The organism is Nocardiopsis chromatogenes YIM 90109, assembly GCF_000341185.1.
Taxonomy (GTDB): Bacteria; Actinomycetota; Actinomycetes; order Streptosporangiales; family Streptosporangiaceae; genus Nocardiopsis_A; species Nocardiopsis_A chromatogenes.
Genome location: NZ_ANBH01000059.1, coordinates 110,174 through 120,356, shown reverse-complemented (window position 1 = coordinate 120,356; position 10,183 = coordinate 110,174). Strand labels below are relative to the sequence as shown.

At 73.5% G+C, this 10,183-nt stretch carries 12 protein-coding genes and 1 rRNA gene; 9 read left to right on the top strand and 4 right to left on the bottom strand.

The annotated features are described in order from the left end of the window. Positions 1-120: 120 nt before the first annotated feature. A complete protein-coding gene (locus tag D476_RS0106230; RefSeq protein WP_017623103.1) occupies positions 121-792 on the bottom strand; it encodes a CGNR zinc finger domain-containing protein in 672 nt (223 codons plus the stop codon). A 71-nt stretch (positions 793-863) separates the two neighbouring features. On the opposite strand from D476_RS0106230, the gene D476_RS0106225 reads away from it, so the two are divergent. Further along, entirely contained in the window at positions 864-1,316 is a 453-nt protein-coding gene (locus D476_RS0106225; RefSeq protein ID WP_017623102.1) for a VOC family protein, read from the top strand. Positions 1,317-1,453: 137 nt separating this feature from the next. Here D476_RS0106225 and D476_RS0106220 read toward each other — a convergent pair whose 3' ends face one another. Then, complete coding sequence (locus D476_RS0106220; RefSeq protein ID WP_017623101.1) at positions 1,454-2,284, bottom strand: putative protein N(5)-glutamine methyltransferase; 831 nt, start codon at positions 2,282-2,284, stop codon at positions 1,454-1,456. Positions 2,285-2,585: 301 nt separating this feature from the next. On the opposite strand from D476_RS0106220, the gene rrf reads away from it, so the two are divergent. Both rrf and D476_RS0106210 read left to right on the top strand, forming a co-directional pair. Beyond that, a 5S ribosomal RNA gene (rrf, locus tag D476_RS0106215) occupies positions 2,586-2,704 on the top strand. A 122-nt stretch (positions 2,705-2,826) separates the two neighbouring features. Beyond that, a complete protein-coding gene (locus tag D476_RS0106210) occupies positions 2,827-3,399 on the top strand; it encodes a Uma2 family endonuclease (RefSeq protein ID WP_051061625.1) in 573 nt (190 codons plus the stop codon). On the opposite strand, the gene D476_RS32315 is transcribed toward D476_RS0106210, so the two are convergent. Beyond that, positions 3,387-4,364 (bottom strand): DMT family transporter, encoded by a 978-nt coding sequence (locus D476_RS32315; RefSeq protein ID WP_017623099.1) that lies wholly within the window; start codon positions 4,362-4,364, stop codon positions 3,387-3,389. The two genes, D476_RS0106210 and D476_RS32315, sit on opposite strands and share 13 nt — an antisense overlap. A gap of 73 nt (positions 4,365-4,437) precedes the next feature. Between D476_RS32315 and D476_RS0106200 the strand changes: the two genes are divergently transcribed. Further along, positions 4,438-5,358 carry a LysR family transcriptional regulator gene (locus D476_RS0106200; protein ID WP_026123285.1) on the top strand — a complete coding sequence of 307 codons (921 nt, stop codon included), beginning with the start codon at positions 4,438-4,440 and terminating at the stop codon, positions 5,356-5,358. Between the two features lie 66 nt (positions 5,359-5,424). Here the strand turns inward: D476_RS0106200 and D476_RS0106195 are convergent, their stop codons facing one another. Then, positions 5,425-5,892 carry a MarR family winged helix-turn-helix transcriptional regulator gene (locus D476_RS0106195; RefSeq protein ID WP_017623097.1) on the bottom strand — a complete coding sequence of 156 codons (468 nt, stop codon included), beginning with the start codon at positions 5,890-5,892 and terminating at the stop codon, positions 5,425-5,427. 184 nt (positions 5,893-6,076) lie between these two features. Here D476_RS0106195 and D476_RS0106190 point away from each other — a divergent pair, with 184 nt between their 5' ends. From D476_RS0106190 to D476_RS0106170, 5 genes are all read left to right on the top strand, one after another. Next, on the top strand, positions 6,077-7,036 hold the full coding sequence (locus tag D476_RS0106190; protein ID WP_017623096.1) for an aldo/keto reductase: 960 nt from the start codon (positions 6,077-6,079) through the stop codon (positions 7,034-7,036). Between the two features lie 8 nt (positions 7,037-7,044). Next, positions 7,045-7,722, top strand: a complete 678-nt coding sequence (locus D476_RS0106185; protein WP_017623095.1) for an MBL fold metallo-hydrolase — start codon at positions 7,045-7,047, stop codon at positions 7,720-7,722. Between the two features lie 128 nt (positions 7,723-7,850). Next, a complete protein-coding gene (locus D476_RS0106180) occupies positions 7,851-8,096 on the top strand; it encodes a hypothetical protein (RefSeq protein ID WP_017623094.1) in 246 nt (81 codons plus the stop codon). Positions 8,097-8,100: 4 nt separating this feature from the next. Continuing rightward, positions 8,101-9,318 (top strand): sensor histidine kinase, encoded by a 1,218-nt coding sequence (locus D476_RS32310; RefSeq protein WP_152529240.1) that lies wholly within the window; start codon positions 8,101-8,103, stop codon positions 9,316-9,318. After that, on the top strand, positions 9,315-9,977 hold the full coding sequence (locus tag D476_RS0106170; RefSeq protein WP_017623092.1) for a response regulator: 663 nt from the start codon (positions 9,315-9,317) through the stop codon (positions 9,975-9,977). Before D476_RS32310 ends, D476_RS0106170 begins: the two co-directional genes overlap by 4 nt. The last annotated feature ends 206 nt before the right edge of the window (positions 9,978-10,183 follow it).

The following is a 10,183-nucleotide window of genomic DNA, read 5'->3' as shown; positions in this document are numbered from 1 at the left end:
TTGGTCGGGGGCCCGCCCTTTTTCCGTGCCCGAACTTGTGAACATGTGAATTGGTCGCTCTTTGCGAGGGCAAGGGCTGGGATGCGCCGCCAGATGGCCGCCAGCTCCCTCGCACTCCGATCAGGACCTGGTGCCGTCGGCGGTCTTCCGGGTGCGCAGGGCGCGCACCTTGCTCCTGTTTCCGCATCTCTGCATCGAGCACCAGCGCCGTTTCCCCGGCCGGGACATGTCGACGAACACGAGCATGCAGTCGCCAGCCTCGCACTCCCTGATTCTCTCCGCCCACGGGCCGGTGAGCAGGTCGATCGCGTTTCGAGCGATATGCGAGGTGACCTGCGCGGCCTCGATGGGCGTCGCCCAGGCCGCGTGCACCGCGTCCCGGCCTTCGGCGCTCGCGGTGTGCTCTGAGGTGTCCTCGACGTGGGGGGTCATGCGGGGAATGAGCGGCGGCCGGGCTGCTGCGCGATTGACGACTTCCAGATCCCCGGCCTCGGCGCCCCCGCGTCCCAGGCGTTCGTGGACCAGTCGCCACAGGGCGTCGCGCATGCGCCGCGCCTCCTCGACGTCGGCCTCGTCCGCACGGATGCCGTCCGGGTCCAGGCCCAGGCGCGTGCGAGAGAACCAGGAGCGGAGGTCGTCCGTCGAGTACAGGGCTTCCCAGTGGGAGATGGGGCCTGGGCCGCCGGACAACATGAAGTCCAGACAGAGGGCCCCGGGGTCGAACCGGAAGGCGTGCCCGTCGCGGGGGGTGAGGGTGATGCCGGTCGCGTCCTGGCTTGTGCCGTCGTTCACGTAACCACTATAACTGGTGTCACCGGGGGCGGCCGGACCGCCCGCGTGAATACAGGCCGAGGGAGACGGACATGGACGCCGCGACGGCGATCAACTGGCAGCTCACGGTGGACAGCGCGGACCCGCACGCGCAGGCGGACTTCTGGGCGGAGGCGCTGGGGTACGTGGTGGAGGACCACGACGCGTTCATCGGCAACCTGATCGAGCAGGGCCTGGTGACCGAGCCCGACTACAAGGTGAGGAACGGTCGGCGCGTCTTCTGTAAGGGAGAGGGGATCCGCCACCCTGCGGACCCGCCGGAGCGCGGGGCGCCCAAGCGCCGGATCCTCTTCATGCGGGTGCCCGAGTCCAAGCAGGTGAAGAACCGGCTGCACATGGACCTGTCCGTCGGACCGGAGCGCCGCGAGGCCGAGGTGAAGCGGCTGGAGGGCATCGGGGCGACGGTGCTCGCCCGTGTCGAGGAGCCCGAGGGGACCCATGTGACGATGGCCGACCCCGAGGGAAACGAGTTCTGCGTGCAGTGACGGGGACCGGTGGCGGGTCCGATACACCCCGGTCCGGACACAGGGAGGCATGGACCCTCCCGTGGACGAGGACGGGGTCCGGAGCGGACCGGACGGCCCGCTCCGGACGGTCTTGGGGCGTATGGCCGAAGGCGGCTCTACCCGGCCGACGTGACGATTCGCGGATCGTCGGGGGCGGAGCCCGCGACGACGGTGCAGTCCCACTCCTCGCAGGACTCCACGGTGGCCTCCAGCCCCGCGGCGGAGACTGCGGCGGCCGTCGTCTCCGCCTGGCGCTCGCTGGTCTCGATCAGCAGGTGCCCTCCGGGTGCGAGCCAGCGCGGCGCGCCATGGGCGACGCGGCGCTGGACGTCGACGCCGTCGGGGCCGCCGTCGAGCGTGGGCAGGGGCTCGTGCAGCCGGGCCTCCGGCGGCAGCAGGGGAATCTCCGACGACGGGACGTACGGGGCGTTGACCACGAGGAGGTCCACCCGTCCCCGGAGGCCGTCGGGGAGCGCGGAGTAGAGGTCGCCGGTGTACGCCCGCCCCCCGTAGGGGGAGGTGTTCCGGCGTGCGTAGGCGACCGCGACGGGGTCGGAGTCGGCCGCATGCAGTTCGGCGCCGGGGAGCCGTGACGCCAGGGCGGCCCCGATGCCTCCGGCGCCGCAGCACAGGTCCACGACGACCGGCGGGTGCGACCGGGGGGCGTGCTCGGCGGCGCGTTCCACGAGGAACATCGAACGGGGGCGCGGGACGAACACCCCGGGGCCGACGGCGACCCGCAGGCCGACGAACTCGGCCCAGCCGAGCAGGTGCTCCAGGGGGATGCCGTCACAGCGGCGGTCGACGAGGCGGGAGAGGTCACCGGGGTCCGAGGCGGCCTCGGTCAGCAGGTCGGCCTCGTCTTCGGCGAAGACGCAGCCGGCGGCGCGGAGCCGTCGCACGGCGTCGGCGACGACGGGGGAGGGGAGTGTCGAGGACACGAACACCTTCCAGGGAGCGTGGGCGCTCGCCTAGGCAGGGCGGGACGGTCGCCGTCCGCCGTGCTCACCGGGGAGGAGCGCCCGGGCGTGTGCTGCGAGTACGGGGCTCACCTCCTCCGACGCGTCGTGTCCGTCCCGGCCGGGGTGTCCGGCGGGGGAATGCGTTGCCCGCCGACACTACCTCAGGATCGGCGCCGGTCCGGCCACCTGGGGGTTCACCGGCGCCGAGTTGGCGGGTGCGCGCGGGCGGTGCTACTCTGGTCCCGTTCGAGACTTCCGCGCCCCTCCGGGGGTGGCGGTCTAGAGTTTCGGCGGTCATAGGTGGAGGGAAACACCCGGTCTCATTCCGAACCCGGTCGTTAAGCCTCCATTCGCCGATGGTACTGCCTCCATGGTGCGGGGTGGGAGAGTAGGTTGCCGCCGGACATCCTTCCGAAGAGGGGATCCGCGAGGATCCCCTCTTTTGTATTCTCAGAGGCGGACCGCCAGAGCTGCGCGGACCCAGCGACTACGCTGGTTACTGACCGCTGATGAGGAGGTGGGTGACCATGGCGCTTCCCACGTTGCATCCGCGTCCGGGCAACCTGAGAGAGGTCGCCGAAAGTATCGAGGCGTCCACCGGCCTGCAGGTTGAGATCATCGGAGGCAGTCTCGTCATGTCGCCCACGCCTCGAGGGAAACATGCCGGGACGATCCGACGTCTGCGGGTTCAGATCGAGCCGCTTCTGCCGCCGGACCTCGCTCCGTATGAGGTCTCGTCGATCGCGCTCCCCGATGACGAGGACGATTACGCCACACCCGATCTGACGGTCCTTCCCGTCGATTGGGACGAGGACGATTCCTGGCTCGCCGACCCCCGGGACGTTGCTCTGGCGGTGGAGGTGATCTCGCAGTCGGAGACGTCCAGGAGCATCAGCGGGAAGAACGACTGGTACGCGCGATCGGGCGTTGGGGCCCTTCTCGTCCTCGACCCCCGTTCCGGCCGGTGGAGCCTGTTCACCCGCCCCAAGGACGGGGAGTACCGGGGCCGGGTCCACGGCGTGTACGGGGAGGAGATCGAACTGCCGTCCCCGCTTCCCTCTCCGGTCGGTACCGACGCCCTGCCCCTCTACGGTTCCTGACGGACCTCCGCGGGCCCCTCCCCGGGCGGTCCCGGCCGCTCCTCCTCCGTCCGGCTCTGCGGTGTCCCCGGTGTCCCCTTCGACGCCGCGCCCCGCCTCCCCGCACGTTCGACGGCCCAGACCGCCCCGACCACCACGGCGCATCCCGCGAGCTGAAGCGGCGACAGCCGCTCGCCGAGGAAGACGGCGCCGACCGCGAGCGCCATGACCGGCGGCAGCACCATCACCGCCGCCCCGACGCCGGGGGCCAGGCGCGGCAGCGCCGCACCGACCAGCAGCCAGGTCAGTACCTGCCCGAGCAGCGCCACCGCCGTCAGCCACGCCCACCCCGGACCGTCGAGTGCGCCGGGGTTCAGCCCGGTCCACAGTCCGCCGACGGGGGCGGCGGACACGGCGGCGGCCGCCGTGGAGGTGCAGACCGGCGTCGCGGTGTGGCCCCGGCCCCCGCCGAGCCGGGACAGGAAGAGGTACCCGGCGTAGGCGGTGCCCGCCCCCGCGCCGAACAGGGCCCCGAGGGCGGCGTCGGCGCCCCCGGACGGGGCGAGCGCCCCCGAGGCGAGGGCGAGCCCGGCCAGCATCGCCGCGGCGGCGAACCCGAAGCCGCGCGGTGTGCGCTCGCCCGAGGCCGCCCGGGCCAGCAGGGGGAACACGATGATCTGCACGTTCAGCAGGACGGTCGCCACGCCCGCGCCGAGCGCTTCGATGCTCGCCGCCCACAGGACGAAGTCGGCGCCGAGGAGCAGCCCGGCCGCCGCGTCGGTGCCCACGAACCGCCGGGGGCGTGGGCCCACACGGCGCAGCTCGGCGGCGGTGAGCAGGGCCAGGGGCGGCAGGGCGAGGGCGCACCGCAGGAAGGCGGCGGTCCCGGCGTCGGCGCCCGAGGCCTTGACGAAGGGGGCCGACAGGGAGGTGCAGGCCGCCCCGGCGAGGGCGAGCAGCACCGGGTCGATGCGGCGGAGGAGCATGCCCCCACTCTGGTGCCGCGGAGCCGGAAATAAAAGCGATGATTCGTGGACATGATTCGGTAGCGTTGCTGTCGTGTTCAGTACCGATCGCCTCCGCGCCTTGGCCGCGGTCGCCGAGCACGGCTCGGTGGCGGCGGCCGCGCGCGCCCTGCACGTGACCCCGTCGGGGGTGTCCCAGCAGTTGGCCAAGCTGGAGCGGGAGGCGGGCCGCCCCCTCCTCGAACCCGACGGCCGGACGGTGCGGCTGACCCAGGCCGGGCGGGTGCTGGCCGGGCACGCGGCACGGGTGGCCGAACAGCTCCGGCGCGCCCGCGCCGACCTGGACGACCTGGGGGAGGAGGTGCTGGGGCCGCTGCGGGTGGGCGGTGTCGGGTCGGCGCTGCGCACGCTCGTCCCGGCCGCGCTGGCGTCGCTGCTCGCGCTGCACCCCCGGGTGGAGCCGTCGTCGCGCGACGGGGAGGCGGTGGAGCTGCTCCCCCTGCTGATGCGCGGCGACCTGGACGTGCTGGTGGTGGAGAGTTGGTCGCCGCGGCCGCTGGCGCTTCCCGCCGGGGCGGGCGTCGAGCGCCTGGTGCGCGAGGAGGTCCGCGTGGGGCTGGCGGAGGACCACCCGCTCGCGGGGCGGGACCGCGTGGGCCTGGAGGAGCTGGCCGACGAGGCATGGGCGAGCTGTGCGCCGGGGACGGAGCCGTACGAGAGCCTGGTGCAGGTGGCGCGCGCGTGCGGATTCGACCCCCGCATCCCGCACACGCTCACCGAGATGCCCACTCAGCTGGCACTGGTGCGCGCGGGGCTGGCGGTCGCCCTGGTTCCTGACCTGGGGAGGTACCCGGAGACGCCGGGGGTGCGGTTCGTTCCGGCCGAACCGGGGCTGGCACGCGACATCACCGCCATCTGGCGCGAGGGTGCGGAGGCCCCGCCGGTGCGCGCGTTCCGGGAGGCGCTGGGGGCGGTGTCGGCCCGCATGCTCAGAGCGGGCGGACCCCACTCGTAGTCCGGGGTTCCGGTCGGCGCGGCCGCGTCTTCGGCGGTGTCGTCGGCCGCTGTCCGGCCGATGGGCTCACTCCTCGGTGTCGAGCGCGGCGATGGCGCGTTCCAGGTAGGACTCGAACGCGCTCAGCTCATGGTCGCCGAACTCGGCGGCCAGGGCGCCCTCGACGGCCAGCGCCGCCCGGTCGGCCCGGGTGACGAGCTCGCGGCCGGATTCGGAGATCCGGTTGACCGTGACGCGCTGATGGAGTGTCGAGGGGACCCGCTCGATCAGTGCGGACCGGGCCAGGTTGGCCAGCACCGTGGCCATGGTCTGCGGGGTGACCATGCACGCGCGTGCGAGCTGGGCCGCCGACATCCCCTCGGAGGTCGAGAGCAGCAGGAGCACGGCGTACTGGGGGACGGTGAGGCCGAACTCCCTGAGAGCCCGGGTCTTGCGGGCGATCAGCGCCTGTTCGGCCCGTTTGATGGTGTGCCCGAGCCGCCCGGCGCCGACCGCGCCGGCCGGATCCGCCTCGCCCGGGGTGCCGCCCGTCATGTCCGCCACCGCTCCCTGTGTTCGGCCCTGGTCATGGCCCCAGCCCGTGGGCCCCGTCGGCACCGATTATCCCGGTCCGCCGCCCGGTCCGCCGCCCTGGTGGTGGACCGGCGCGGGCTCTGATATACAGAACTCTGGCAAATGACAGAGCTCTGTTATTAGAGCGAGCGGAGAGGGGACCACCGTGCGGACACGGCGGATCGGCGGGGCGGGACGGCGGGTCGGGGCCATCGGACTCGGCTGCATGGGCATGTCATGGGGATACGACCCGCTCGGCCGGGACGAGGGGGAGTCGGTCAGGGTCATCCGCGAGGCGCTGGAACTCGGTGCCGACCTGATCGACACCGCCGACCAGTACGGGCCGTTCACCAATGAGGAACTGGTCGGGCGGGCCCTGCGCGGCGTCCGCGAGCACGCCTTCCTGGCGACCAAGGGCGGCCTCGTCGTCGACGACCCCGCCACCTTCGCCAGCCACCGGGACGGGCGGCCCGAGCATCTGCGCGCCGCCGTCGACGGCAGTCTCCGGCGGCTCGGGGTGGACCGCATCGACCTCTACCAACTGCACCGGATCGATCCCGACGTGCCCCTGGAGGAGAGCTGGGGCGCCCTCGCCGCCCTGGTCGAGGAGGGCAAGGTCGGAGCCCTCGGGCTGTCCGAGGCGAGCGCGGAGCAGATCCGCACCGCCCACGCCCTCCACCCCGTCTCCACCGTCCAGTCCGAACTCTCGCTGTGGAGCAGGGAGCCGCTGTCCGACGGAGTCCTGGAGTGCTGTGCCCGGGAGGGGATCGCGTTCATCGCCTATTCCCCGCTGGGGCGCGGTTTTCTGGCCGGAGGGATCTCCTCCTCGGCCGACCTGCCCGAGGTGGACGGACGCCACCGCACACCGCGCTTCCACCCCGACGCGATCTCTGCGAACCGGCCGATCGTCGACCGGGTCCGGGACGTCGCCGCCGACACGGGCGCGACCGTCGCCCAGGTGTCCCTGGCCTGGGTCCTGGCCCAGGGCGAGCACATCGTCGCCATCCCGGGGACCAAGAGGCCCCGCTACCTCCGGGAGAACGCGGCCGCGGCCGACCTCGTGCTGTCGGAGGAGCACCTCGCGCTGCTGGACGGGGTGCCGTCCCCGGTCGGCACCCGCTACTAGGAGGTGCCGTGCTGATCCTCGGCTTCCCCGCGGGGGGATTCGCGACCAACACCCATGCCGTGGCGGCCGGGCCCGGGGCGGGCTGCCTCCTCATCGACCCGGGAAAGGAGGCGTTCGCGGGGCTGGCCGCCCTGATCGGGCGGCACCGGCTGGTCCCGGGGGCCGTCGTCCTCACCCACGGGCACATGGACCACACCTGGGATGCGGTCCCGGTCGCGGAGCACTACGGCGTCTCCGTGTACGTGCATGCCGCCGACCGCTTCATGGTCGGCGCACCGGCCCGCGGGCTCCCCGACGACTTCCCCGCGCACCTTCTCGACGGCCACCCCCGTGCCGAGCCCGCCGACCTCCGGGAGCTCCACGGCGACCGGAACACTCTTCACGTCGGGAGGCTGGCCGTCGAGGCACTGCACACCGGCGGGCACACACCGGGCTCGATGCTCGTCCATGTGCGCGACAAGGGCACGGGGGAGACCGCCCTGTTCACCGGTGACACCCTCCTCCGCGGCGAACTCGGGCGGACGGACGGACCGGGCGGGGACCGGCGGCGGCTCCAGGAATCCCTGACCCGCCACTGTGCGGGTCTTCCGGACTCCACCCCGGTCCTTCCCGGCCATGGGGGCGCCACCACGTTGGGGGCCGAGCGAGAGGTGCACCCGTGGCTCGCGGGTGGTCCGCCCTTGTGAAGCCGCCGGTTCCGGGCGGCCCCGCCTCGGCGCTCAGGAGCCCCCTGGCGTCCTCCACCCGGTCTCCACCGTGCTCTCCACCCTTCGTCGGTGCCGTCGACGGGGGCCGTGGAGCCAGGATCGCCTCCATGGACGAACGGAATGGCCGGACGGACGGCCTGCTCCCGCTTCTCATCGGCGCCCTTCGGGGGCGGCCGGGGGGCCGGACCGGGCTTGTGCGTTTCGTGATCAGCGCGGTCATCGACCGAAACGGAGGCAGGGTGAACGGGAAGACCATTTTGGCGATCGCGGGGATCGGTGTCCTCGTCGTGCTGGGGTTGCTCGCGTACCGCATGCTCATGATGCAGATGATCATGGGGATGACCGGAAACTGAGGTGGTGGTGCCGATCCGGACCACGGAAGGCGTCGGCCGGCTGCGGCGGGCCGCGGTGGGCCTGTGGGTCTCCGACGACCCGGAGACCGGCAAGGTGATCCGGGTCGGGGCGACCGGGATCATCCTGTGGGGGCTGCTCACCGGTGCGCCCGAGCACGCGGCGGTGTGGGTGTGGGCCGCGCTGGGGGCGAGTCTGACCTGTTGGCTGGTGTTCGCGGTCGGCGACAGGGCCGTGCCGCGCACCGCGATGGCCTGCCTCGCCCTGTCCACGGTCCTGGCGGCGGCCGCGGCCGGACCGGCGGGCAGCGCCGCGACCGTGCCGGTCTTCGTCGGCATGGGCACGTACGCGCTGCACCTGCGCCCCTCCGTGCGGAGCGTCCTGACGGTGTTCGCGGTCGAACTCGCCGTCACGCTGGCGAGCATGTGGCCGGTCGAGCAGCGTGTCGAGCCGCTTCTGCTGCACGTGGCGCTGCAGACCGTCGTGCTGCTGTTCGGACTGCGCCGGCGGCAGTACCGGTTGCAGGCCCGGCAGACGGAGCGGCTGCTGGAGCAGACCCGGGCCGCCCAGCAGGAGCGCGAGCGCGCGGCGGCCCTGGACGAGCGCGCCCGCATCGCCCGCGACCTGCACGACGTGCTCGCGCATTCGCTGGGCGCGCTCGGCGTCCAGCTGGACGTCGCCGAGTCGCTGCTGGTGCGTGGCCGGGACGGGCAGGACGTGGAGGACGCCGTGGAGCGGGTGCGCCGGTCCAGGGCGATGGCGGCGGAAGGGCTGCGGGAGGCGCGCGCCGTCATCGCGGCGCTGCGGGCCGACCCGCCCGCGTCGCTCCCCGAGTCGATCGGGGCGATCGCCGCGGCCCACCGGGGCGGGCACGGCGTGCGTGTCGACGTGGACGTCACGGGGACGCCGCGTCCGCTGCGGCCTGCGGCGGAGCTCGCACTCAGCGGTACGGCGCGCGAGGCGCTGACCAACGCGGCCCGGCACGCTCCGGGGGCGCCGACCCGTGTCGTCCTCGACTACACGGACGCCGGTGCCCGGCTGGCCGTGTGCAACGGCCCCGCCGAGCGGCCGGGGTCCGCGGGCGGCGGCGGGGGGTTCGGCCTGGCCGGGATGGCCGAGCGGCTCGCCTCGGTCGGCGGTACGCTACGGGCCGGTCCCGAGGGGGACGGTTCGGACGGTGATGGCCCGCACGTGTGGCGGGTGGTGGCGGAGGTGCCCGAGTGAGCGGCCCGATCCGGGTGGTGGTCGCCGACGACCAGCAGGTCATGCGCGAGGGCCTGGTGGCGCTCCTGGGGCTCGTCGACGGCATCGACGTGGTGGGCGACGCCGGTGACGGCGAAGAGGCCGTGCGCGCCACCGCGGACCGGCACCCGGACGTGGTGCTGATGGACCTGCGCATGCCGGGCGTGGACGGCGTGGCGGCGACCGAGCGGATCGGCAGGGATCACCCCGGTGTCGCGGTTCTGGTGCTGACCACCTACGACGATGACGACTCCATCGCGGCGGCCCTGCGGGCGGGGGCGTGCGGGTACCTGACGAAGGACACCGGACGGGACGGCATCGAGGCGGCGGTCCGGGCGGCCGCGGCGGGGCAGTCGGCGTTCGCGCCCGGGGTGTCGCGTCGGCTCGCCGCGGCGATGGCCGGGCGGGAGGAGCCGGGGGAGCCGGACCCCGCGCAGGAGCCGCCGGACGGGCTCACCCGGCGTGAGGCCGAAGTGATCGGCCTGATCGCCCGCGGCCTGAGCAACGCCGAGATCGGCCGGACCCTGTTCATCGCGGAGTCGACGGTGAAGACGCACGTGAACAACGCCTTCGCCAAGACCGGCCTGCGGAACCGCACCGAGGCCGCCGCCTACGCGCACCGGAACGGACTGGACCGCTGATCCGGGCGCCCCTGCGCTGAGGGGCGGTGGTTCACCCGGACGTGAGGCGTGCGGCCGCGTGGTCGATGGCGAGGTGCGGAAGGTACTCGCTGTCCACGGCGATGTCCCAACCGCGTGCTCGGGCCGGGCAGGCCAAGGCGGGCAACCGGATGTCGACGCATCCGTCCAGGCGACGTCGGCCGCCCTGACCCACAGCGGCGCGCGCC

Coding starts and splice junctions, on each gene's coding strand:
- D476_RS0106225 (WP_017623102.1), top strand. CDS start 864: ATGGACGCCGCGACGGCGATCAACTGGCAGCTCACGGTGGACAGCGCG.
- D476_RS0106210 (WP_051061625.1), top strand. CDS start 2,827: ATGGCGCTTCCCACGTTGCATCCGCGTCCGGGCAACCTGAGAGAGGTC.
- D476_RS32315 (WP_017623099.1), bottom strand. CDS start 4,364: ATGCTCCTCCGCCGCATCGACCCGGTGCTGCTCGCCCTCGCCGGGGCG.
- D476_RS0106195 (WP_017623097.1), bottom strand. CDS start 5,892: ATGACGGGCGGCACCCCGGGCGAGGCGGATCCGGCCGGCGCGGTCGGC.
- D476_RS0106180 (WP_017623094.1), top strand. CDS start 7,851: ATGGACGAACGGAATGGCCGGACGGACGGCCTGCTCCCGCTTCTCATC.